The sequence below is a fragment of the Cryobacterium sp. TMS1-20-1 genome (assembly GCF_004402355.1).
GTDB classification, from domain to species: Bacteria; Actinomycetota; Actinomycetes; order Actinomycetales; family Microbacteriaceae; genus Cryobacterium; species Cryobacterium levicorallinum.
The window spans coordinates 92,284-115,651 of the sequence record NZ_SOGF01000023.1 but is presented as its reverse complement, the minus strand read 5'-3'; the positions used below and the strand labels follow the sequence as shown (position 1 = coordinate 115,651).

Below are 23,368 nucleotides of genomic sequence, written 5' to 3'. Positions count from 1 at the left end.
GCGAGAGGACAACCAGCGATGAGCCTGAGTGTGCGCGTCATTCCCTGCCTCGACGTGGCCAACGGTCGCGTCGTCAAGGGCGTCAATTTTCAGAACCTGCGCGACGCCGGCGATCCGGTCGAACTCGCCCGGCGCTACTACGAGCAGGGCGCTGACGAGCTGACCTTTCTCGACGTGACGGCGACCGTCGATAACCGTTCGACGACCTACGACGTCGTGAGCGCGACCGCCGAGCAGGTCTTCATTCCGCTCACCGTCGGCGGCGGCATCCGCAGTGTCGAAGACGTCTCCCGGCTGCAGGCGAGCGGCGCCGACAAGGTCGGATTGAACAGCGCGGCCATCGCCCGTCCGGCCCTGATCGCCGAGATCGCCGATCGCTTCGGCGCCCAGGTGATTGTCCTCAGCCTCGATGTGAAGCGATCCGCTCGCACGGAGAGCGGCTTCGTCGTCACGACCCACGGCGGTCGCACCGAAACCGACCTGGATGCTGTGGCCTGGGCCCGGCAGGCGATCGAACTCGGCGCGGGGGAACTCCTGGTCAACTCGATCGACGCCGACGGGACCAAGGCGGGCTTCGATACCGATCTCATCGCGCTCATGCGCGCCAACAGTCGGGTTCCGGTGATCGCTTCCGGCGGGGCCGGGCGCGTGGAGGACTTTCCCCCGGCGATCCGGGCCGGCGCGGATGCCGTGCTGGCGGCATCCGTTTTTCACAACGGACAATTGACCATCGATGATGTCAAGCGGGAGCTCGCCGCCGAGGGAATGCTGGTGCGCTAATGGCCGATGAACCGAACGCCAAACTCACCGATCAGCTCGACGCCGCGGTGTTCAACGACGCCGGGCTGCTGCCCGCGGTCATCCAGCAGTGGGACACCCACGAGGTGCTCATGCTCGGCTGGATGAACCGGGAAGCGCTGCGCCGCACCCTGACGGAGGGGCGCGTCACGTTCTGGTCGCGCAGCCGCCAGGAATTCTGGCGCAAGGGCGATACCTCCGGCCACGCCCAGTACGTGCACTCCGCTGCCTTCGACTGCGACAACGACACCCTGCTGGTGCAGGTCGACCAGGTCGGAGCGGCCTGCCACACCGGCAGCCACACCTGCTTCGACGGGCGCGACCTCGGCGTGACCACCATGGAAAGGCCCACGGAATGACCGGTAACCCTGCAGGATCCCGCACCGCCGGCTCGACCACCCGCATCCAGTTCGATGCCCTGATCGGCGCGCACCGGGTCATTCCGGTTATCCGTGAACTCTTCGCCGACGGCGAGACCCCGGTGGGCATCTACCGCAAGCTCGCCAACGGGCTGCCCGGCAGCTTTCTGCTCGAGTCCGCCGAGCAGGGCGGCATCTGGTCGCGATTCTCCTTCGTCGGTGTTTCCTCCTTCGGAATGCTCACCCAACAGGGCGACGAGACCCGCTGGATTGACTATGGGCTCTCCGCCGAGCGCGCACTCGGGTCTGCGGTCTCCCTCGGACCGCTCGAGGCGCTGGCGTACCTGTTCGACCGCTGGCAGACGCCGCGGCTGCCCGAACATCCGCCGCTGACCGGCGGGCTGGTCGGTTTCATCGGCTGGGAGGCGATTCGCCAGATCGAACGCCTGCCGCACCAGCCGCCGGCCGACTATGACGTTCCGGGCCAGTCCTTCAGCTTTGTCGCCGACTTGGTCGTGCTCGACCACAAATACGGCACCGTGCAGCTCATCGCCAACGTGCTGAACGATGGCACCGACACGCCCGACGAGCTCTGGGCTGCCGCGAGCGAGCGCCTCGATTCGCTGCAGGGCCGACTCGCCGCGCCCAGCGAAGCGTGGCTGGCCGAGGTCGACCTGCAAGTACCGAGCTCGCCGCGCAATCGCACCACCCGCGACGACTTTCTCACCGCAGTCAATATCGGCAAGCAGCACATCGTCGACGGCGATGTGTTTCAGGTGGTCATCTCGCAGCGCTTCGACCAGGTCTGCACCGCGCACCCCATCGACGTCTACCGGGTGTTGCGCAGCCTAAACCCCAGCCCGTACATGTACCTGCTCAGCCTCGAAACGCACGAAGGCGACCCATACTGGATCGTCGGATCCTCGCCGGAAGCTCTGGTCAAGGTGCAAGACCAACGCGTCTTCACCCACCCGATCGCCGGTTCCAAACCGCGGGGAACGACACCGGATGCCGACGCCGACTACGCGATCGACCTCGCCGAAGATCCCAAGGAACGGGCCGAACACCTCATGCTCGTCGACCTCGCCCGCAACGACCTGCTCAAGGTGTGCACGGCCGGCTCGGTCGAGGTGACCGAGTTCATGCGTATCGAACGATTCAGCCACATCATGCACCTCGTCTCCTCGGTCGAGGGCAACCTGGTTCCCGGCAAGACCGCGATCGACGTCTTCCGCGCCACCTTCCCAGCCGGGACGCTCTCTGGCGCGCCGAAACCGCGGGCGCTCGAGATCATCGACACCCTCGAACCGGCCCAGCGCGGAGTGTACGGGGGAGTGGTCGGCTACTTCGGCTTCGCCGGCGACGCCGACCTCGCCATTGCCATCCGCACCGCCACGATCAAGGACGGTATCGCGCGAGTGCAGGCCGGCGGCGGCGTCGTCACCGATTCCGACCCCGCGTCCGAGTACCAGGAGTCGCAGAACAAGGCGGCAGCCCCGCTGCGAGCAGTCGCCATCGCCAACGCCATGCGGAGGGTGCACTAATGGCAGAACGGAGGTCAGCGCGTCGCCTGAAACTCGTTTTCATCCTCTCCGTTTTGGCGGCGAGTTCGCTCGCCATGCTGGCCTGGACCCAGGTCTGGGTGCAGGCCGAAGTCGGACTCCCCGATGCCGGCACCCAGGTCTTGGAGATCGACGGAGCCATTGCCGCGCCGGCGTTGACCGCCCTCGCGCTCTCCGGGTTCGCCCTCGCCGCGGCGCTCACCATCGCCGGGCGCCTGATTCGCATCGTGCTCGGTGCCCTCGAGGGGCTCCTCGGCTTCTCGGTGTTCCTCGCCGCGTTCCTGGCGGTGCGAGACCCCGCCGATGCCAGCGCCGCAGCGGTGACCGCCGCCACGGGAATAGCCGGTCACGAGTCGATTCAGTTGAGCGTGCTCGGCACGGTTATCACACCCTGGCCGTTCGTGGCGATGGGTGCTGCGATCGTCATGGCGGGTGTTGGTGTGGCCATTATCGTCACGAGCGGTCGGTGGCCGGGTCCGACCCGTAAATATCAGGCCGTTCGGTTTGAACAAGTGGCTTCGCCCCACGGCGCACAACCACTGGCAACCCCGGCCGAGCCCGCCGCGAACGACTCCGCCGCGAACGACTCCGCCGCGAACGACTCCGTCGGCGACTGGGACGACCTCAGCCGCGGCGGTGACCCGACCGTACGCTGAAGCGCTCGCATCCGCTCCGCTAGACTTGACGTGCTTGTCAACGTACACAGCAGAATGTATTTACGAGGAGAACCATGAGCATCGATACGTCAGATCCCGGACACGGCCACTCCCCGGCGGCCTGGACCGCTGTCATCATCATGCTGGTGGCTTTCACCATCGGTACGACCGCATTCTTCTTCGAGCTGCCCTGGTTGGTCTGGGCCTCCTTCGGCCTGCTGCTCGCCGGTCTCGTTGTTGGCTATGTGATGAGCAAGGTTGGCTATGGCGTAAACACCATGACCGCCACGCCGCACGGTCACTGACCCGCTGCGCGGCCACCTGGTGCTCCAAGAACTTCTCGCCGGCGCGGTTTCTGACGCCGAAGAACGCCTACTCACCCGCCCGTTCGCGAGTGTGGAAGCCGCTGCGCGCGTCCGCCCGCCCGCACTCGATGCCCTGCACGCCCTTGCTCCCACCGAACGGGTCAAGATTCTCGCCGAGATCAAACGGGCGAGCCCGAGCCGCGGCGCCCTCGCTGCCATCACTGACCCGGCAGCGCTGGCTGTCTCCTATGAGTCCGGCGGGGCAAGCGCCATCAGCGTGCTCACCGAAGGACGACGCTTTCACGGCTCGCTGACCGACCTTGAGCAGGTGCGCGCTGCGGTGAGCATTCCGATTCTGCGCAAGGACTTCATTGGAACGCCGTACCAGGTGTTCGAGGCCCGCGCGGCCGGAGCCGATCTGGTGCTGCTCATCGTCGCCGCTCTCGACCAGGCCACCCTGCTGTCCCTGCACGACCTCATCCGTGAGCTCGGCATGACGGCGTTGGTTGAAACGCACAGTGGGGATGAGGTCAGTCGCGCCCTCGACATCGGCGCCAGCCTGGTCGGGGTCAACGCCCGCGACCTGTCAACCTTTGAACTTGACCAGAACCTGTTCGGCACCCTCGCCGATAAAATCCCCTCCGGCGTTATTCGCGTCGCCGAGTCCGCCGTCAAGACAGCAGCCGATGTTGCGCACTACCGCGCAGCCGGAGCCGATGTTGTCCTGGTCGGCGAAGCGCTTGTTACGAGTGATCCCATCCGAACCCTCTCTGAGTTTTTGGCGGTATAAATGTCTTTACGAGAAGAATCCTTACGTGCAGAATCCGGCCCATATTTCGGGGAATTCGGCGGCAGGTTCGTGCCCGAGTCCCTCGTTGCAGCGCTCGATGAACTCACCGCGGAATACGAACTCGCCAGGAAGGATCCAGCCTTCGCCGCGGCGCTGATGGACCTGCACATCAATTACACCGGTCGTCCGTCGATCATTACCGAGGTGCCGCGCTTCGCCGAGCACGCCGGTGGCGCCCGCATCATTCTCAAGCGTGAAGATCTCAACCACACCGGTTCGCACAAGATCAACAACGCTCTCGGCCAGGCGCTACTCACCAAGCGCATCGGTAAAACCCGAGTCATCGCCGAAACCGGAGCTGGGCAGCACGGAGTTGCCACCGCCACTGTCGCCGCCCTGTTCGGGCTCGAATGCGTCGTCTATATGGGCGAGGTCGACACCGAGCGGCAAGCACTGAACGTGGCCCGCATGCGCCTGCTGGGTGCCGAGGTTGTTCCGGTTAAGTCCGGCTCCCGCACCCTGAAGGACGCGATCAACGACGCCATGCGCGACTGGGTCACCAACGTCGAGACGACCAATTATATTTTCGGAACCGTGGCCGGGCCGCATCCGTTCCCCGCCATGGTCCGCGACTTTCAAAAGATCATCGGCGAGGAGGCTCGCCAACAGGTTCTCGACCTGACCGGCAGCCTGCCGGATGCCGTCACGGCCTGTGTCGGCGGCGGCTCAAACGCCATGGGCATCTTCCACGCGTTTCTGGACGATGCCGATGTCGCGTTGTACGGCTACGAAGCGGCCGGAGACGGCGTCGATACACCGCGCCACGCAGCGACCATCACCAAGGGACGCCCCGGTGTGCTGCACGGCGCCCGCAGCATGCTGCTGCAGGACGAAGACGGCCAGACCGTTGAATCGCACTCGATCTCCGCGGGACTTGACTATCCCGGCGTCGGCCCGGAGCACGCCTGGCTCTCCAGCATCGGCCGGGCGACGTACCTGCCGATCACCGACGACGACGCGATGAGCGCCCTGCGGCTGCTCAGCCGTACGGAAGGAATCATCCCAGCGATCGAGTCCTCGCACGCCCTGGCCGGCACGCTCGAGCTCGGCCGGAAGCTTGGCCCGGACGCGACCATTCTGATCAACCTCAGCGGCCGCGGCGACAAAGACATGGAAACAGCCGGCCGGTACTTCGACCTGCTCGACGAAGGCGCGGAACAATCATGACGGTCACAGCACCCAACGACACCGTGAGTACGGTCGAACAGACCATCGCACGGCGGCGCACCGAGGGCGGCGGCGCTCTCATCGGCTACCTGCCGGTCGGTTTCCCGACCCTGACTGAGAGCATTGACGCCGCCGTGGCGCTCGTCGCCAACGGCGTCGACATCATTGAACTCGGTCTGCCCTATTCCGACCCCGTCATGGACGGCCCGGTCATTCAGGCTGCCACGCAGCAGGCCCTGGCGAACGGCTTCAAGCTGCGCCACGGATTCGAAGCCGTCAAGGCGATCACCGCACAGGTCGACGCCCCCATTCTTGTGATGACCTACTGGAACCCCGTGGTGCAGTACGGCGTCGAGCGTTTCGCCGAAGACCTGCGCGCCGCGGGTGGTGCCGGCCTGATCACCCCCGACCTTATTCCCGACGAGGCCGCAAACTGGATGACCGCGAGCGTACGCACCGGGCTGGACCGGGTCTTCCTCGCCGCGCCGTCCTCCTCCGACGCCCGATTGGTGCAGGCGATTGAAGCCAGCCGCGGCTTTGTTTACACCGTCTCGACGATGGGCACGACCGGCGCCCGCGCCGGGGTCGATTCTGCTGCTCGTATTCTGGTGGAACGCCTCCGCGCTGTCGGCTGCACGAGCGCCTGTGTCGGGCTGGGCATCTCGACTCCCGAGCAGGTACGGGAAATTCTCGGCTATGCCGACGGCGCCATCGTGGGGTCGGCCCTCGTGAAGGCGCTCACCGACGGGGGAGTCACCGCCGTAGCGCGGCTGGCCCTCGAACTCGCCGCGGGCGCGAGCGATATTCGCCCGGCCTCCGCGCCCCAGTAATCGCAGCCGCGTTTTACACTAAATTGTTCGAGGCGTTCGATTATTTACGCCCCAAGTGACGCGAGTCACGATGAAAGGTAGTACCTAGGTGTTGTTGAGTCTCCTGAGCACGAGTATTCCGAGCCCCGAGTGGCAGTTCTTCGACCTCGGCCCGTTCCGCATCCACGCCTATGCGCTGTGTATTCTCGCCGGCATCGTCCTCGCCACCATCATCACCTCGCGCCGCCTGACCAGGCGCGGTGCCGAGCCGGGCGTTGTACTCGACATCATCCTCTGGGCCGTTCCCCTCGGCATTGTCGGAGCCCGCATTTATCATGTTCTGACGCACCCGGGAGACTACTTCTTTGATGGAGCGGACCTGCTCCGCACCCTGTACATTTGGGAAGGCGGAAACGCCATCTTCGGGTCGCTGATCGGCGGCGCCGTCGGCGCCTATATCGGCTGCCGGATGGCCGGTATCCGTTTCTGGAGCTTCGCGGATGCTGTTGCTCCTGCTTTGTTGGTCGCCCAGGCCACCGGTCGGCTCGGCAACTGGTTCAACCACGAGCTGTTCGGGCTGCCGACGACCCTGCCGTGGGGGCTGGAAATCGAGTCCGGCAATGCCGCCTTCCCGGTCGGACTGCCGGCCGACACACTGTTCCACCCGACTTTTCTCTACGAAATCATCTGGAATCTGATCGGCGTCGCCGTCATCCTCTACCTCGAGCGTAAATTCCGTCTGCGTTTCGGTCAGACGCTCGGCGTATATCTCATCTGGTATGGACTGGGTCGCAGCTTTTTTGAGTCGATTCGCATTGACCCGAGCGAGATCTACTTCGGAATCCGCACCAACGTCTGGGCCGCTCTGGCCGCCATCGTGCTCGGCCTGGTGATCATCCTCGTGCAACGTCACCGTCACCCCGGACTAGAGATCAGCGCCTATGTTCCCGGTCGGGAATGGAATGGCCCGGACGCTGGGGTAGAATTAGATGACAGCGATTCGGATGATCTTGATCAAAGCTCCGCGGATCAGAGCGATGATGCCGATGAACACACCGAATCACCCGAGGCCGCAGCCACAAGCACGAGCGCGTCGCGTCTGTAGACTCACGTCGGTTGAATCCCAACCGACGCACTCGTAGCTCTGCCCGGTCCGGGCAAACTCGAACAGGGCCGAACCCGATCAGGGTTCCCGCTACAACTCCCTGCACACATTTCCTTCGGGCCAGCGTCGTCCCTTACTGCTAGTCATTTCGTGAGGACGGTCTCAATGCCGCAGAAACCTCTCTATTCCCGCTTCAGCAGCATGCCCGAAGCGGCCGGTTTGTACGACCCCGCCGCCGAACGCGATGCGTGCGGCCTTGCCATGGTGGCGACCCTGCGGGGCACCGCCGGGCACGACATTATCACCCAGGCCCTCGACGCGCTGCGCAATCTTGAACACCGCGGTGCGGTCGGTTCCGACGCTGGAACCGGTGACGGTGCCGGCATTATCACCCAGATACCGGACGCCTTCCTGCGCGCCGTGACGGATTTCGCGCTTCCCCCCGTTGGCCAGTACGCCGTCGGTAACGTCTTTCTGCCAACCGACCCGACCGCGCGCACGGCCATCAAGCGGGCCATCAGCCTGATCGCCGACGAGGAAAGCCTCACCATCCTCGGCTGGCGGGAGGTTCCGGTGCATCCGGAAGACCTCGGCAGCCAGGCGCGTGCGAACATGCCGGCTATCCAACAGCTGTTTGTGCAGAGCACCCGAACGACCGAGTCCGGCGACCTGCTCGGCGACATCGCGCTCGACCGACAGACCTTTCGGCTGCGGAAGCGGGCCGAGCGTGAGCTCGAGATCTATTTCGTCTCGCTGTCCTGCCGCACCCTGGTCTACAAGGGCATGGTCACGACCTTGCAGCTCGAACCGTTCTACCCCGACCTGTCGGACGTACGATTCGTATCGACGCTCGCCCTGGTGCACTCGCGTTACTCCACCAACACTTTCCCGTCCTGGCCGCTCGCCCAGCCGTTCCGCATGATCGCCCACAACGGCGAGATCAACACGGTGCAGGGAAACCGTAACTGGATGCGCGCCCGCCAGTCCCAGCTCGAGTCCGAGCTGCTCGGTGACCTCGCACCCCTGCTGCCGATCGTCACGCCCGGCGCGAGCGACTCGGCCTCCTTCGATGAGGTCGTCGAACTGCTCAGCCTGTCGGGTCGGTCCCTGCCGCACGCCATCATGATGATGGTGCCCGAGGCCTGGGAGAACCAGACCGACCTCGACGACGAACGTCGCGACTTCTACGAATATCACTCCATGCTCATGGAACCGTGGGACGGACCAGCTGCGATCGTCTTCACCGACGGCTCTCTCGTCGGCGCCACCCTCGACCGCAACGGCCTGCGTCCCGGTCGCTACCTCATCACCGACGACGGCCTCGTCGTGCTCGCGAGTGAGATCGGCGTGCTCGGAATCGACCCGGCGCGGGTGGTGCGCAAGGGCCGCCTGCGCCCCGGCCAGATGTTCCTGGTCGACACCGTGGCCGGCCGCATCATCGACGACCGGGAGATCAAGGCCGAACTGTCGGCCAGCGAACCCTGGGGCGACTGGCTGCAGAAGGGGCGTATTAACCTCAAGGACCTGCCGGAACGGGAGCACATCGTGCACCCACCGGCATCCGTTGTACGTCGTCAGCGCACCTTCGGCTACACCGAAGAAGAGGTGCGCATGCTGCTCACCCCGATGGCACGCACCGGAGCCGAACCACTCGGCGCCATGGGTAGCGACACCCCCATCGCGGTTTTGAGCGACCGCCCGCGCCTCATGTTCGACTACTTCACCCAGCAGTTCGCGCAGGTCACCAACCCGCCACTCGACTCGATTCGCGAGGAAGTCGTCACGAGCCTCAAGCTCGGCCTCGGCCCTGAGCGCAACCTGCTCACGGCCGGTCCGGAACATGCCCGTCAGGTCATTCTCGATTTTCCGGTCATCGACAACGATGAACTGGCCAAGATCCAGCACATCGACCCCGCTGTCGGCAGCCGGACCACCACGACCATTCGCGGCCTGTACCGGTTCGAGGAGGGCTCAGACGCCCTGGCTAAGCGCCTCGCCGCAATCTGCGTCGAGGTCGACGAGGCGATCGAAGCCGGCGCGCTGTTCATCGTGCTGAGTGACCGCGACTCCAACCAGGACCTCGCCCCGATCCCGTCGCTGCTCATGATCGCCGCCGTGCACCACCACCTGATCCGCACCGAAAACCGCATGAAGGTCGGCATCGTGGTCGAGGCCGGCGATGTGCGCGAGGTGCACCACGTGGCCCTGCTCATGGGTTACGGCGCCTCAGCCGTCAATCCGTACCTCGCCATGGAAACCTGCGAAGACCTCGTGCGCAGCGGCATCATCACCAACGTCACGCCCGAAAAGGCCGTGCGCAACGTGATCAAGGCTCTCGGCAAGGGTGTGCTCAAAATCATGTCCAAGATGGGCATCTCCACCGTGTCGTCCTACGCTGGTGCCCAGACCTTCGAAGCCGTCGGCCTCGCCCAGTCCTTCGTCGACCAGTACTTCACCGGCACTACGAGCAAGCTCGGCGGCGTCGGCATCGACGTGATCGGTGTCGAAAACCTGGCCCGGCACGCATCCGCTTACCCAATGGATGCTGCGGTGACCGCACACGAGCGCCTCGCGACCGGCGGGGAATACCAGTGGCGCCGGGACGGTGCCCCACACCTGTTCAACCCGGAGACCATCTTCCGGCTGCAGCACGCCACCCGCACCAAGCGCTATGACATCTTCCGCGAGTACACGAAGATGGTCGACGACCAGGCTGAATCGCTCATGACGCTGCGCGGTATGTTCACCCTCAGCGCCGGCCAGCGCACGCCCGTGCCGCTCGACGAGGTCGAATCGGTGTCGCAGATCGTGAAGCGGTTCTCGACCGGAGCGATGAGCTATGGCTCGATCTCGCAGGAAGCGCACGAAACCCTGGCGATCGCGATGAACCGCCTCGGCGGCAAGTCGAACACCGGCGAGGGCGGCGAAGACCTCGACCGTCTGCTCGACCCGACTCGGCGCAGCGCGGTGAAGCAGGTCGCCTCGGGGCGGTTTGGCGTGACCAGCATGTACCTGACCCACGCCGACGATATCCAGATCAAGCTCGCGCAGGGCGCCAAGCCCGGTGAGGGCGGGCAGCTGCCGCCCACCAAGGTGTACCCGTGGATCGCCCGTACCCGGAACGCCACGGCCGGCGTCGGCCTCATCTCGCCGCCGCCGCACCACGACATCTACTCGATTGAAGACCTCAAGCAGCTCATTTTCGACCTGAAGCGGGCCAACCCGAAGGCGCGCATCCACACCAAACTGGTCAGCCAGTCCGGTATCGGCGCCGTCGCGGCGGGGGTCGCCAAGGCGCTCTCCGACGTGATTTTGATCAGCGGGCACGACGGAGGAACGGGCGCGAGCCCGGTCAACTCGCTCAAGCACGCCGGCACGCCGTGGGAACTCGGCCTCGCCGAGACGCAGCAGACGCTCATGCTCAACGGCATGCGCGACCGCGTTGTGGTGCAGGTCGACGGCCAGCTGAAAAGCGGACGCGACGTTTTGATCGGTGCCCTGCTCGGCGCAGAAGAATTCGGTTTCGCCTCAGCCCCGCTCGTGGTCGCCGGCTGCATCATGATGCGCGTCTGCCACCTTGACACCTGCCCGGTCGGTGTCGCTACCCAGAACCCGGACCTACGCAAGCGCTTCAATGGTCAGGCCGACCACGTCGTGAACTTTTTCGAGTTCATCGCCCAGGAAGTACGCGAGTACCTCGCCGAACTCGGATTCCGCAGCCTTGACGAGGCCATCGGACACAGTGAAGTCCTGAACGTGAACCGTGCGCTCACCCATTGGAAAGCACAGGGGCTGGACCTCTCGCCCATTCTGAGCGGACCGGATTTCTCCGAGAGCGAACCGCGCAAGTGGGCCAGGGCCCAGGAGCACGAACTCGAGAAGCACTTCGACAATGAGCTGATTCGCCGAAGCCGGAGCGTACTCGAACACGGCGGCACGGTGCAGATCGATCTGCCGATTCGCAATACCGAACGCGCCGTTGGCACCATGCTCGGCCACGAGGTCACCCTGCGGCACGGCGAAAACGGCCTGCCCGCTGGGTCGATCGAGGTCAGGCTGACCGGTGCCGCCGGACAGTCCTTCGGGGCGTTCCTGCCGAGCGGGATCACTCTGCGGCTCGAGGGCGAATCCAACGACTACGTCGGCAAGGGCCTGTCGGGCGGACAGATCATTGTGCGCCCCGACCGAACCAGCCAGTTTCCTGCCGAGGACAACGTCATCGCCGGCAATGTCATCGGTTACGGAGCCACACAGGGCAGCATGTTCATTCGCGGTATCGTCGGTGAACGGTTCCTGGTGCGCAACTCCGGTGCCGTCGCCGTCGTCGAGGGCGTGGGGGACCACGCGCTCGAGTACATGACCGGCGGAGTCGCCCTCATCCTCGGCGAGACCGGGCGCAACCTCGGTGCCGGCATGAGTGGTGGCACGGCCTACGTCTACGGACTCACCGCCGAACGGGTCAACCGCGACGCGCTCACCTCGGGGGAGTTGCGGCTGCTTGCTCTCGACAGCGTCGACCGTGAAATCGTGCGCGACCTGCTCGAACAACACCGGGACCAGACTGACTCGGCACTTGCCAAGCGGATGCTGGAAAACCTGCAAGAAACCATGAACGCTTTTGTCAAGGTGCTGCCGCGCGACTACGCGGCCGTGCTGGAGACCAGGCAGACGGCCGTCGACGAGGGACTCGATCCCGACGGTCTCGTTGTTTGGAATCGAATTTTGGAGGTAACCAATGGCTGATCCGAAGGGATTTCTCAAGGACACGGAACGTGAGCTTCCCGCTCGACGGCCTGTGGCCATCCGCTTGATGGACTGGAAAGAGGTCTACGAGCAGGGTGACGCGGCCGTACTCAAACGGCAGGCCGGCCGCTGCATGGACTGCGGAGTACCGTTCTGTCACCAGGGCTGCCCGCTCGGTAACCTCATTCCCGAGTGGAACGACCTGGTCTGGCGCGACGAGGGCCGAGCGGCCATCGAACGCCTGCACTCGACCAACAACTTTCCCGAGTTCACCGGACGGCTCTGCCCGGCGCCCTGTGAATCGTCGTGTGTGCTCGGCATCAATCAGCCTGCCGTCACCATTAAGCAGGTCGAGGTGTCGATTATTGACCAGGCCTTCGCCAAGGGCTGGGTGCAGCCGCAACCACCCGGACGCCTGACTGGCAAGACTGTCGCCGTCGTCGGCTCCGGCCCCGCCGGCCTGGCCGCAGCCCAGCAGCTGACCCGCGCCGGCCACACGGTCGCCGTGTTCGAACGCGACGACCGTATCGGTGGGCTGCTGCGCTACGGCATTCCCGACTTCAAGATGGAGAAGAAACACCTCGAACTGCGCCTCGCGCAGATGACGGCGGAGGGAACCCGGTTCCGCGCCAACGTCAACATCGGTATGGACATCACCTGGGACGACCTGCGCGCCCGGTATGACGCCGTCGTGGTGGCGACCGGAGCCATGGTTCCTCGGGACCTGCCGATTCCCGGGCGCGACCTGCCCGGTGTGCACTTCGCCATGGAATACCTCGTGCAGCAGAACAAGTTAGGCGCCGGCGGAAGCCTCGAAGCGCAGATCACCGCTGAGGGCAAGCACGTCGTGGTGCTCGGTGGTGGTGACACCGGAGCTGACTGCATCGGCACAGCGCACCGCCAGCTGGCAGCATCCGTCACCAACCTGGCGATCGGCAAGCAGCCGGGCACGACTCGCCCGGACAGCCAGCCGTGGCCGATGTCGCCGACCCTGTTCGAGGTATCGAGCGCACACGAAGAGGGCGGCACCCGCCAATACCTCGCGTCGACGGTCGAATTTCTGGCCAACGACTTTGGTGAGGTGCGTGCCATTCGCATTGCCGAAACCGAATACCTCGACGGACGTCGCGTTCCCAAGGCCGGCACGGAGAAGGAAATTCCTGCTGACCTCGTGCTGCTCGCGATGGGGTTCACCGGGCCGGAATCGGACGAACTCAGCCACCAGCTGAAGCTTCCCTTCGACAACCGCGGCAACGTGGAACGCGACGGTAACTATCAGACCAGCCACGAGGGTGTCTTCGTCGCCGGGGACGCCGGTCGCGGCCAGTCCTTGATCGTCTGGGCCATCGCTGAAGGACGAGCCGCAGCGGCCGCGGTTGACCAGTTCCTGGAAGGCAAGACGCAATTGCCCTCTCCCGTGAAGCCGACCGACCGGTCCTTCGCTCTCTAACCCTGAGTTTTCCCTCACTACGCTGTAATTGCGCCCTCTGGGCGCGGAAATTGGAGATTCACCAGTATGAGACGCGCAAAAATCGTTGCCACCCTCGGGCCGGCAGCGTCCAGCTACGAGCAGATCAGGGCGCTCATTGACGCGGGCGTTGACGTCTGTCGCATGAACCTGAGCCACGGCAACTATCAGGTACACGAAAGCGTGTACGCCAACGTGCGCAAGGCCGCGAACGACTCTGGCCGCGCCGTCGCCGTCATGGTGGACCTGCAGGGCCCGAAGATTCGTCTCGGCAAGTTTGAGGGCGGCCCGTACGACCTCGCCGTCGGCGATATCTTCAAGATCACCACCGAAGATGTGCTCGGCACCAAGGAACTGTCCGGCACGACCTTCAAGGGTCTGCCGCACGATGTGCACCCGGGCGACTTTTTGCTCATCGACGATGGCAAGGTCAAGGTGCAGGTCGTTGAAACGGATGGCGTCGTCGTCACCACCAAGGTCATCGTCGCCGGTCCCGTCTCCAACAACAAGGGCATCAACCTGCCCGGCGTGGCCGTCAACGTGCCCGCCCTGTCCGAGAAGGACGAAGCGGACCTGCGCTGGGGCCTCCGCCTCGGCACTGACCTCATCGCGCTCTCCTTCGTGCGCAGTGCCGAGGACATCACCCGCGTGCACGAGATCATGGCCGAAGAAGGCCGTCGCGTTCCGGTGATCGCCAAGATCGAAAAGCCGCAGGCCGTCGACAACCTCGAAGAGATCGTCGACGCCTTCGACGCGATCATGGTCGCCCGTGGCGACCTCGGAGTTGAGCTCCCGCTCGAAGCCGTGCCGATCGTGCAGAAGCAGGCTGTTGAGATCGCCCGCCGCATGGCCAAGCCGGTCATCGTCGCCACGCAGATGCTCGAATCAATGATTCTGAGCCCGGTGCCCACCCGCGCCGAAACCAGCGACGTCGCCAACGCCGTGCTCGACGGTGCGGATGCCGTCATGCTCAGCGGTGAGACCAGCGTCGGAGAGTACCCCGTCGTCACGGTGCAGACCATGGCTCGCATTGTGGAATCCACCGAGATTCACGGCCTGGAGCGCATCGGCAAGCTCACCAATCGTCCGCGCACCCAGGGTGGCGCCATCACGCTGGCCGCCATCGAGGTCGCCGAGTTCGTTGACGCCAAATTCCTGTGCATTTTCACCGAGTCCGGTGACTCAGCGCGACGCATGTCGCGGCTGCGTTCGAAGATTCCGATGCTGGCGTTCACGCCGGAGCCGGGGATCCGTCGTCGTCTGGCCCTCACCTGGGGCATCCAGACCTACCTGGTGGAGCCGGTGACCCACACCGACGCCATGTTCGGTCAGGTCGATGACATTCTCATCGGTCAGGGCCTTGCCGAAGTCGGTGACAAGGTCGTCGTCATCTCCGGTTCCCCTCCCGGAATTGTCGGCTCGACCAACGACATTCGCGTGCACCGCGTGGGCGACGCCCACAACGAGGTCGCACCGGCGTACGTCAAGAAGTAAGCCTTAACGCGAAAAGCCCCGCCCGATCATCTCGGGCGGGGCTTTTGTGCGTGCGTTTTATAGAACGGGAGGCTTCTCTGGTCGCGTGTCCAGCCATTCCTGGTGCTGCCGCAGCCCCGAGCGGATGGCGTTTCGAATCACGAAATAGGCCGCCCAAAACCCCAGTGCGATCAGCGCCGGATAGATCAGTAACGACAGGTAGCCCCAATACGCCATGTTATTCATCATCGGTCCAGCCTGACGGGTGCGGGCGTGACAACACAAACTGGCCGTGATTTCTGGTACCGGTGGTGGGACTCGAACCCACACGTCCTTGCGAACAAAGCATTTTGAGTGCTCCGCGTCTGCCATTCCGCCACACCGGCTTACAACTACTCGTTCAGAATACCGTAGGCTTTCCTCGTGACCGACCAAGACAGCACCCCCACCCCTCCGCGCCGCGTTGTCGTCGCTGAGGACGAATCCCTCATCCGCCTCGACATCGTCGAGATTCTGCGCGACAACGGCTTTGAAGTCGTCGGCGAAGCCGGTGACGGAGAAACTGCGGTCGCCTTGGCACGGGAGCTCCGCCCCGACCTGGTCATCATGGACGTCAAGATGCCCCAGCTCGACGGCATCAGCGCGGCTGAACGCCTCTCCAAGGAGCACATCGCTCCGGTGGTTCTGCTGACCGCATTCAGCCAGAAGGAACTGGTGGAGCGCGCCACGGAAGCCGGCGCCCTCGCTTACGTCGTCAAGCCCTTCACCCCCAACGACCTGCTGCCGGCCATCGAGATCGCCCTCTCGCGCTACAGCCAGATCATCACCCTCGAGGCCGAGGTCGCCGACCTGGTCGAACGGTTCGAGACCCGTAAGCTCGTCGACCGGGCCAAGGGCCTGCTGAACGAGAAGATGGGCTTGACCGAGCCGGAGGCCTTCCGCTGGATTCAGAAAGCCTCGATGGACCGTCGCCTCACCATGCACGACGTGTCGCAGGCGATCATCGAGCAGCTCAGCGCCAAGAAGTAGAAAAGTTCCAGAGAACGGCCCGGCAGATCCTGCCGGGCCGTCGTGCGTTGCGGCCGGGACTGGTGGCCGGCTGGCGGTTCGAATTGTATGTCGGTGGTGTCCGATACGCTCGAAAAAGAGCAAGGGTGGGCGCATGTTTTTACTGGACGGCAGCGTGGTCACGAGCGCAAGTGACCTGAGCGCGGCATCCGTTTGCGAATTTGCCTTCCTGCGCCGCATCGACGCGCGGCTCGGCCGCATCGACGTCGTGGCCGACCCGGTCGACGCCATGCTGCAACGCACCTCGCGGCTCGGCGACCAGCACGAACACCGGGTGCTCGAGCGGTACCGGCTCGACCAATCTGTGGTCGAAATTGTCCGTCCAGAGCGGATGCACCGCCCCGCCCTCGAGACAGCCGCCGACGACACGCGGCTCGCTTTCAGCACTGGCGCTGAAGTCATCTTTCAGGCCACGTTGTTTGACCCCGACTTCGGCTCGCCCACCGCAGACATCGCCTTCCTCGGGTTCGCCGACTTCATCGTGCGCCAGAGCGACGGTTCCTGGCTGCTGCAGGACACCAAACTCGCCCGGCATGCCCGGGTTACAGCGCTGCTGCAGCTCGCCGCCTACGCCGAGCAACTGGAGCGCATCGGAGTTGCCACGGCTCGTTCGGTCGAACTGCTGCTCGGCGACGGTTCCGTGAGCGTGCACCGCCTCGCCGACATTCGGCCGGTCTATCGCAAACGCCGGCAGCGGCTGGTGCAGATCATTGCCGAGCGTCTCGCCGACACCGTCGCCGTCGCCTGGGGAGACCCGCGGTACACCGTCTGCGGGCGTTGTGCCAGCTGTGAGACCGAGGTGCAGGAGCAGCGCGATCCGCTGCTGGTTGCCGGGCTGCGGCTTTCGCAGCGTGCCCGGCTGGCGGCCGGCGGCATCCGCACCATTGACGACCTCGCGGCATCGACCGGCAGTACCGACGGAATGGCCGAGTCGACGCTCACCGCCCTGCGCACGCAGGCGCGGCTGCAGCTGCAGGCGGTGGCGGGCACTGCCCCGCCGGTTGACCTGTACAACGCGGGTGCACTGATGGTGTTGCCCGAACCGAACCCCGGCGACATCTTCTTCGACTTCGAGGGCGACCCGCTCTACTCTGAGGGAGGCGCGTCTGAGGGAGGCGCGTCTGAGGGAGCCGCGTCTGAGGGAGACGTGACGGAGGGAGACGTGACGGAAGGCAGCGCGACCGCGGGCACCAGCACGCAGTGGGGCCTCGACTACCTGTTCGGACTGGTCGACACCGATGAAACCTTTCATGCCTTCTGGGCACACAGCTGGGCCGAGGAGCGCGTGGCGCTCACCGACTTTCTGGCTTACCTCGCCGATCGCCGAGCTCGGTTTCCTGGCATGCACGTGTACCACTACGCCGCGTACGAGCGCACCCACCTACTCAGCCTGGCCGCTCGGCACGGCGTCGGCGAAGACCAGATCGACCAGCTGTTGCGTGAGAACGTGCTGGTCGACCTGTACCCGGTGGTTCGCAAGACGATGCGCGTGGGGTCGCGTTCCTACTCGATCAAGAAGCTCGAACCCCTCTACATGGGCGCCGAGTTGCGCGGTGGCGAGGTCACCAACGCGGCCGATTCCATCACCGAATACGCCGCAGCCCGCGACCTGCACGAGCACGGAGATCGGGCCGAAGCGCAGCGCATGCTCGACTCCATCGTCGACTACAACCGCTACGACTGCGTGTCAACGCTGCGCCTGCGCGACTGGCTGCGCGCGCTGGCACGCGGGGCCGGCATCCGCACTGCTGGCACGCCACTCGAAGCGGATGCCGACACGGTAGAGCCGTCGCCCGTGCGGGACTCCCTGCTCGCCCTCGCGGCCCCGGTCAGCCATGCCCCGCGCAGCATCGACCAGACCGCGGCCGCCTTCGCTGCCGCCGCGATCGACTATCACCGCCGCGAGCAGAAGAGTTTCTGGTGGGGACACTACTTTCGACTCGAGTACCCGATCGACGAATGGCAGGACACCCGCGACGTGCTCGTCGTTGAACACGTTGCCGTGGAACGCGACTGGTTTCGTGAGGGTAAGCAGCGCGTCGACCGCCGGCACCTGTGGCTGCGCGGACGACTTGCACCCGGCAGCAGTATCAAACCGGGCGACCAGACCGGCCCGTACCTGCTCTACGACTACCCGGGGCCGTTCCCCAACCCGGATACCTCCGACGGCGCGCGCACCCACCGCGCCGTGAAAGTGCTCGAGGTCAGCGACGACGGTGGCATCCTGGTCGAAGAGACGCTCCTCAAAGACGTTGCTCGATACGATCACCGGCCGAGCGCCCTCGCGCCGGCTGCCCCGCCGCGGCCGATGCAGCAGAAGCCCGCCATCGATGAATGGGCCGCTGCCATCGTCGACGCCCAGCCGCGCTGGCCGAGCGACCCGATGATCGACATTCTGCGCCGCACTCCGCCGCGTACCCGCACGGGGCAGCTGACGGCCGTCGGGGCCGCTGGCACCACGATCGACGCCGTCATTGCGACGCTGCTCGACCTCGACCACTCCTACCTCGCGATTCAGGGGCCGCCCGGGACCGGCAAAACCTATCTCGGTGCCCACGTCATGACCGCGCTCGTGCAGCAGCACGGTTGGAAGATCGGTGTCGTCGCGCAATCCCATGCGGTCGTCGAGAATCTTCTTTGCGCTGTCGTCTCGGCGGGGCTCGATCCGGACCTCGTTGGCAAGGTGGCGAAGACCGGGGCCGACCCGGCCGATGCCGCCTTCACTGTACTGCCGAAGGACGGCCAGCTGCTCTTCGCGCTCGACCATGCCGAGACCGGATTCGTGATCGGCGGCACCGCCTGGGACTTCAGCAATCCGGCCCGCGTGCCACGCCACAGCCTCGATCTGCTGGTCGTCGACGAAGCCGGGCAGTTCTCACTCGCTTCGACGATCGCGTCGAGTGTGGGCGCCCAGAACCTGCTGCTGCTGGGCGACCCGCAGCAACTACCGCAGGTCAGTCAGGGCACCCATCCCGAGCCAATCGACCAGTCCGCGCTCGGCTGGGTCGCCGCCGGCCACGACGTGCTGCCCGCCGACCGGGGCTATTTTCTCGCCGAAAGTCGCCGCATGCATCCGGCGGTGACCGCTCCCGTCTCCCGACTGTCCTATGACGGCCTGCTGCGCGCTAACCCGGTCACCTCGACCCGGTCGCTCGCCGGCGTTGCGCCCGGTGTGCACGCGGTGCCCGTCGTGCACACCGGCAACGCCATCTCCTCACCCGAAGAAGCTCATGTCGTGGTAAACCTCGTGCAGACCACGCTCGGCCGGCTGTGGACCGACCCGAGTGCCGACCGGCTGAATGACTCGCTGACCGAAGCCGACGTGATCGTCGTCACGCCGTACAACGCCCAGCTCACCCTGGTGCGGCAGTCCCTCGACGCTGCAGGTTACCCGGGCGTGCGGGTTGGCACCGTCGACAAATTCCAGGGCCAGGAGGCCGCCGTCGCGATCGTTACGCTTGCGGCCAGTTCGGCCGAGGATGTGCCGCGCGGCCTGTCGTTCCTGATCATGAAGAACCGCCTGAACGTCGCCATCTCACGCGCGAAATGGGCCGCGTACCTGGTCTATTCGCCGGCGTTGACCCAGTATCTGCCGGTGACACCGGCCGGTGTCACCGAACTCAGTGCGTTCATCAGCCTGGTGGAGCCGGACCCCGCAGAAAAGTCAGACCGCGCAGAGAAGTCAGACCGCGCGGAAAAGCCCGGCTACGCAGCCAACTAGGCGCGCGGCGGCAGGTCCTTGATGATATTGGTGATGCGAATCGTCGAGCAGCGTCGACCGGCGTCGTCGGTGACCACGATCTCGTGCGTGGTGAGCGTACGGCCGAGGTGAATCGGCGTGCAGACCCCGGTCACGTAGCCCGACGTCGCCGAGCGGTTGTGCGAGGCGTTGATCTCAATGCCTACGGCGAGCTTGCCCGGTCCGGCGTGCAGATTTGCTGCCATTGAGCCGAGGGACTCGCCGAGCACGACGTAGGCGCCGCCGTGCATGAGCATGGCCGGTTGCGTGTTGCCGGCCACGGGCATCCGTGCCACTGCCCGGTCAATCGTGAATTCGGTGAACTCCAGCCCCATCTTGTCGGCGAGGTCTCCGCCACCGCGCTGCTGAACCCAGGCGAGTGCATCGTCAGTCGTGTTGAACATGATCACCTTTGGTCGGGGGAGCCCACGCAGGAAGACACTTGTAGGCTGGGGGAGTGTTGGACTCCGAAAAGCCTACCCTGATGATCATCGACGGCCATTCCCTGGCATTCCGGGCGTTCTTCGCCCTGCCAGTGGACAGCTTCCAGACCCACGCCGGGCAGCATACGAACGCCATCCACGGCTTTCTGTCGATGCTGCTCAGCCTGCTGCGCAATGAGAAGCCGACCCACCTCGCGGTCGCCTTCGATATTTCCCGTGCTTCCTTTCGCACCCGGGAATACCCCGAATACAAGGGCACCCGCAATGCGACGCCGCCGGAATTCCTCGGCCAGATTCCGCTGCTGCAGGAAGCCCTCGCCGCGATGAACATCACCACCATTACCAAGGAAGACTTCGAGGCCGACGATATCCTCGCGACCCTTTCGGTCGAAGGCAGCGCAGCCGGCTACAACGTGCTCGTCGTTTCCGGCGACCGCGATGCCATTCAGCTGGTCAACGAGACCGTCACCCTGCTCTACCCGGCCAGCCAGGGCGTGTCCGCCCTCACCCGCTACGACCCGGCTCGGGTGCGCGAACGCTACGGCATCGAACCGGAGCAGTACCCCGACGTGGCCGCGCTCGTCGGCGAAACCAGCGACAACCTGATCGGCATCAGCAAGGTCGGCGAAAAGACCGCCGTGAAGTGGCTCGGCCTGTACGGCAGCCTCGATGGCATCCTGGAACACGCCGACGAGATCAAGGGGGTCGTTGGCAACAACCTGCGCGAGCAGAAGGAGAACGCGATTCGCAACCGCCGGCTCAACCGCCTGGTCACCAACCTGGAGCTGCCGATGGCCGTCGCCGCGCTCGAACGCGGCGCCATGGACACCGACGCGGTGCGGGACATCTTCACCCGCCTCGAATTCAAAACCCTGCTCGACCGGGTGCTCAAGCTGGCCGGCGAGGACCCGGCGGTTGAAGCATCCGTTACCGTCATTGTGGAGGTCCCCGCCGTGCAGGCGCCCGTCGCGCAGGATCTGCTCGACGAAGAGCTGCAATCCTGGCTCGACCGGGCCACCGTGACTCACCCGGCGGGCCTTGGCCTCACGGTGGAGGTGCAGGACGGCAAGGCAATCGGTTTCGGGCTGGCCAGCCCGACCGAAACCATCAACCTCCCCTGGCAGCCCGGCCGTAAGGACTACGCCCCGCTCGAAGCGTGGCTCGCGAGCGCAGCTCCGAAGATCATGAACGACGCCAAACACCAGGTGAAGGCGCTGCGTCGCAGCGGGCTGCCCTTCGCCGGCCTCGCCTTCGACACCCTGGTCGGCGCCTGGCTCTTCCGCCCCGGCGGCCCCGACAAAACCCTGGCCGACCTCGTGTCGCGCTACCTCGACGAGACCGTGCCCATCGCCGACCCCAACCAGCTCGTTCCCGACGAGACCCAGCAGGCCGGCGCTCCCGCCCAGGCCTGGTTCACCCTGCGCCTGTTTGCCGCCGTCGAGAAAGTCCTCGACCCCGGCTCGCTCAAGTTGCTGCTCGAGATCGAACTGCCGACCCTGCTGGCCCTGGCCGACATGGAACTGGCCGGCGTCAGCGTCTCGCACGAGCAGCTCGCCGAACTGTCCGCCGAGCTCGGTGCGAGTACGGCCAGCCTCGCCGCCGCCGCCTACGCGGAGATCGGCCGTGAGGTGAACCTCGGTTCACCCAAGCAACTGCAAGACGTGCTGTTCACCCAGCTCGAGATGCCCAAGACCCGCGCCAACAAGACCGGTTTTTCAACGGATGCCGGCGCTCTCGCCGACCTGCAGGCCAGCAACCCGCATCCGTTCCTCGACCTGCTGCTCAAACACCGCGACGCCACCAAGCTGCGCCAGATCGTGGAAACCCTCGACAAGGCCATCGACACGACCGGCCGCATCCACACCACCTACGTGCAGATCGGCACCACTACCGGCCGCATCTCCTCGAACGACCCGAACCTGCAGAACATCCCGGTGCGCACCGAGGAAGGCCGGCGCATCCGCGCGGCCTTCCAGGCCGGCGCCGACAGCGAGAGCCTGCTCACCGCCGACTACTCCCAGATCGAAATGCGCATCATGGCGCACCTCTCCGAAGACGCCGGCCTGATCGAAGCGTTCAACGCCGGCGAAGACCTGCACCGGTTCGTCGGTTCCCGCATTTTCGGTGTCGATCCCGCCGACGTGTCCGGCGAAATGCGCAGCAAGGTCAAGGCCATGAGCTACGGGCTCGCCTACGGCCTCAGCGCCTTCGGACTGTCCAAACAGCTTCGCATCGACACCAAAGAGGCCAAGCAGCTCATGACCGACTACTTCGAGCGGTTCGGTGCGGTGCGCGACTACCTGCGCAACGTCGTCGAGCAGGCCAAGGTCGACGGTTACACCGAGACCATCTTCGGGCGGCGGCGGCCGTTCCCCGACCTGGCCAGCCCGAAACGGGTGCTGCGCGACAACGCCGAACGAGCGGCACTGAACGCGCCGATCCAGGGCTCGGCGGCCGACATTATGAAGATCGCCATGAACGGTATCGCCGCCGATCTGACGGATGCCTCGATGGAGTCCCGCATGCTGCTGCAGGTGCACGACGAATTGATTTTCGATGTGGCCCCGGGGGAGTGGGACGCCCTTCGCCAGGTCGTCACCCACAACATGGAGTCCGCTGCCGACCTGCTCGTTCCGCTGACCGTGCAGGTCGGTCGCGGCGCCAACTGGGACGCTGCCGCTCACTAGTCCAACTGAGCGCGGATGACAGGCTGAGGGGGCCCACAGCGTCCTCCCCCGCCCGGTTTCCGAGCGACTCACTCTGTCGCGTTGACCGGCCAATTTCCCCAATTGGGGGGTTCGCAACGAACCGCCGTGTTCTAGG

The 23,368-nt window shown here is 65.2% G+C and carries 17 protein-coding genes and 1 tRNA gene; 15 read left to right on the top strand and 3 right to left on the bottom strand.

Translation table 11 applies throughout. From position 1 onward, the window contains the following. Positions 1-18: 18 nt before the first annotated feature. The 12 genes from hisF to pyk all read left to right on the top strand — a co-directional run bounded on the left by hisF (position 19) and on the right by pyk (position 15,316). The gene (gene hisF, locus E3O45_RS04850) at positions 19-780 is read left to right on the top strand and encodes an imidazole glycerol phosphate synthase subunit HisF (protein WP_092448521.1); all 762 of its coding nucleotides are present in this window, start codon (positions 19-21) and stop codon (positions 778-780) included. Then, the gene (gene hisI, locus E3O45_RS04845) at positions 780-1,157 is read left to right on the top strand and encodes a phosphoribosyl-AMP cyclohydrolase (protein WP_134442165.1); all 378 of its coding nucleotides are present in this window, start codon (positions 780-782) and stop codon (positions 1,155-1,157) included. The genes hisF and hisI overlap by 1 nt, the downstream gene beginning before the upstream one ends. Beyond that, positions 1,154-2,701: an anthranilate synthase component I gene (locus E3O45_RS04840; protein WP_134442163.1), complete on the top strand. Its 1,548-nt coding sequence runs from the start codon at positions 1,154-1,156 to the stop codon at positions 2,699-2,701. Before hisI ends, E3O45_RS04840 begins: the two co-directional genes overlap by 4 nt. Then, positions 2,701-3,375 carry a Trp biosynthesis-associated membrane protein gene (locus tag E3O45_RS04835; protein ID WP_134442161.1) on the top strand — a complete coding sequence of 225 codons (675 nt, stop codon included), beginning with the start codon at positions 2,701-2,703 and terminating at the stop codon, positions 3,373-3,375. The genes E3O45_RS04840 and E3O45_RS04835 overlap by 1 nt, the downstream gene beginning before the upstream one ends. Positions 3,376-3,449: 74 nt before the next feature. Next, on the top strand, positions 3,450-3,680 hold the full coding sequence (locus E3O45_RS04830; RefSeq protein ID WP_092448525.1) for a DUF6704 family protein: 231 nt from the start codon (positions 3,450-3,452) through the stop codon (positions 3,678-3,680). 19 nt (positions 3,681-3,699) lie between these two features. Beyond that, on the top strand, positions 3,700-4,470 hold the full coding sequence (gene trpC / locus E3O45_RS04825; RefSeq protein WP_134442159.1) for an indole-3-glycerol phosphate synthase TrpC: 771 nt from the start codon (positions 3,700-3,702) through the stop codon (positions 4,468-4,470). Next, positions 4,471-5,697, top strand: a complete 1,227-nt coding sequence (gene trpB, locus E3O45_RS04820) for a tryptophan synthase subunit beta (RefSeq protein WP_134442158.1) — start codon at positions 4,471-4,473, stop codon at positions 5,695-5,697. Next, positions 5,694-6,527, top strand: coding sequence for a tryptophan synthase subunit alpha (trpA, locus tag E3O45_RS04815; protein WP_134442157.1), 834 nt, complete (start codon positions 5,694-5,696; stop codon positions 6,525-6,527). Before trpB ends, trpA begins: the two co-directional genes overlap by 4 nt. Positions 6,528-6,621: 94 nt before the next feature. Further along, complete coding sequence (lgt, locus tag E3O45_RS04810; RefSeq protein ID WP_134442186.1) at positions 6,622-7,611, top strand: prolipoprotein diacylglyceryl transferase; 990 nt, start codon at positions 6,622-6,624, stop codon at positions 7,609-7,611. Between the two features lie 165 nt (positions 7,612-7,776). Next, positions 7,777-12,354, top strand: coding sequence for a glutamate synthase large subunit (gltB, locus tag E3O45_RS04805; RefSeq protein ID WP_134442156.1), 4,578 nt, complete (start codon positions 7,777-7,779; stop codon positions 12,352-12,354). Further along, positions 12,347-13,804 (top strand): glutamate synthase subunit beta, encoded by a 1,458-nt coding sequence (locus E3O45_RS04800; protein ID WP_134442154.1) that lies wholly within the window; start codon positions 12,347-12,349, stop codon positions 13,802-13,804. The genes gltB and E3O45_RS04800 overlap by 8 nt, the downstream gene beginning before the upstream one ends. A gap of 66 nt (positions 13,805-13,870) precedes the next feature. After that, entirely contained in the window at positions 13,871-15,316 is a 1,446-nt protein-coding gene (gene pyk / locus E3O45_RS04795) for a pyruvate kinase (protein ID WP_134442152.1), read from the top strand. Positions 15,317-15,373: 57 nt separating this feature from the next. Here pyk and E3O45_RS17465 read toward each other — a convergent pair whose 3' ends face one another. Together E3O45_RS17465 and E3O45_RS04790 are read right to left on the bottom strand one after the other, a co-directional pair. Continuing rightward, positions 15,374-15,544: a hypothetical protein gene (locus E3O45_RS17465; protein WP_166789400.1), complete on the bottom strand. Its 171-nt coding sequence runs from the start codon at positions 15,542-15,544 to the stop codon at positions 15,374-15,376. A 51-nt stretch (positions 15,545-15,595) separates the two neighbouring features. Then, positions 15,596-15,681, bottom strand: a tRNA-Leu gene (locus E3O45_RS04790). Positions 15,682-15,718: 37 nt separating this feature from the next. On the opposite strand from E3O45_RS04790, the gene E3O45_RS04785 reads away from it, so the two are divergent. Together E3O45_RS04785 and E3O45_RS04780 are read left to right on the top strand one after the other, a co-directional pair. Next, positions 15,719-16,324, top strand: coding sequence for an ANTAR domain-containing response regulator (locus E3O45_RS04785; protein WP_035879545.1), 606 nt, complete (start codon positions 15,719-15,721; stop codon positions 16,322-16,324). Positions 16,325-16,457: 133 nt separating this feature from the next. After that, a complete protein-coding gene (locus tag E3O45_RS04780; protein ID WP_134442150.1) occupies positions 16,458-20,084 on the top strand; it encodes a bifunctional RecB family nuclease/DEAD/DEAH box helicase in 3,627 nt (1,208 codons plus the stop codon). On the opposite strand, the gene E3O45_RS04775 is transcribed toward E3O45_RS04780, so the two are convergent. Continuing rightward, positions 20,081-20,506 carry a hotdog fold thioesterase gene (locus tag E3O45_RS04775; protein ID WP_134442148.1) on the bottom strand — a complete coding sequence of 142 codons (426 nt, stop codon included), beginning with the start codon at positions 20,504-20,506 and terminating at the stop codon, positions 20,081-20,083. The two genes, E3O45_RS04780 and E3O45_RS04775, sit on opposite strands and share 4 nt — an antisense overlap. A gap of 53 nt (positions 20,507-20,559) precedes the next feature. Here E3O45_RS04775 and polA point away from each other — a divergent pair, with 53 nt between their 5' ends. After that, positions 20,560-23,232 (top strand): DNA polymerase I, encoded by a 2,673-nt coding sequence (polA, locus tag E3O45_RS04770; protein WP_134442146.1) that lies wholly within the window; start codon positions 20,560-20,562, stop codon positions 23,230-23,232. Positions 23,233-23,368 lie beyond the last annotated feature (136 nt).

Coding starts and splice junctions, on each gene's coding strand:
- hisF (WP_092448521.1), top strand. CDS start 19: ATGAGCCTGAGTGTGCGCGTCATTCCCTGCCTCGACGTGGCCAACGGT.
- hisI (WP_134442165.1), top strand. CDS start 780: ATGGCCGATGAACCGAACGCCAAACTCACCGATCAGCTCGACGCCGCG.
- E3O45_RS04840 (WP_134442163.1), top strand. CDS start 1,154: ATGACCGGTAACCCTGCAGGATCCCGCACCGCCGGCTCGACCACCCGC.
- E3O45_RS04835 (WP_134442161.1), top strand. CDS start 2,701: ATGGCAGAACGGAGGTCAGCGCGTCGCCTGAAACTCGTTTTCATCCTC.
- E3O45_RS04830 (WP_092448525.1), top strand. CDS start 3,450: ATGAGCATCGATACGTCAGATCCCGGACACGGCCACTCCCCGGCGGCC.
- trpB (WP_134442158.1), top strand. CDS start 4,471: ATGTCTTTACGAGAAGAATCCTTACGTGCAGAATCCGGCCCATATTTC.
- trpA (WP_134442157.1), top strand. CDS start 5,694: ATGACGGTCACAGCACCCAACGACACCGTGAGTACGGTCGAACAGACC.
- gltB (WP_134442156.1), top strand. CDS start 7,777: ATGCCGCAGAAACCTCTCTATTCCCGCTTCAGCAGCATGCCCGAAGCG.
- E3O45_RS04800 (WP_134442154.1), top strand. CDS start 12,347: ATGGCTGATCCGAAGGGATTTCTCAAGGACACGGAACGTGAGCTTCCC.
- pyk (WP_134442152.1), top strand. CDS start 13,871: ATGAGACGCGCAAAAATCGTTGCCACCCTCGGGCCGGCAGCGTCCAGC.
- E3O45_RS17465 (WP_166789400.1), bottom strand. CDS start 15,544: ATGATGAATAACATGGCGTATTGGGGCTACCTGTCGTTACTGATCTAT.
- E3O45_RS04780 (WP_134442150.1), top strand. CDS start 16,458: ATGTTTTTACTGGACGGCAGCGTGGTCACGAGCGCAAGTGACCTGAGC.
- E3O45_RS04775 (WP_134442148.1), bottom strand. CDS start 20,506: ATGTTCAACACGACTGACGATGCACTCGCCTGGGTTCAGCAGCGCGGT.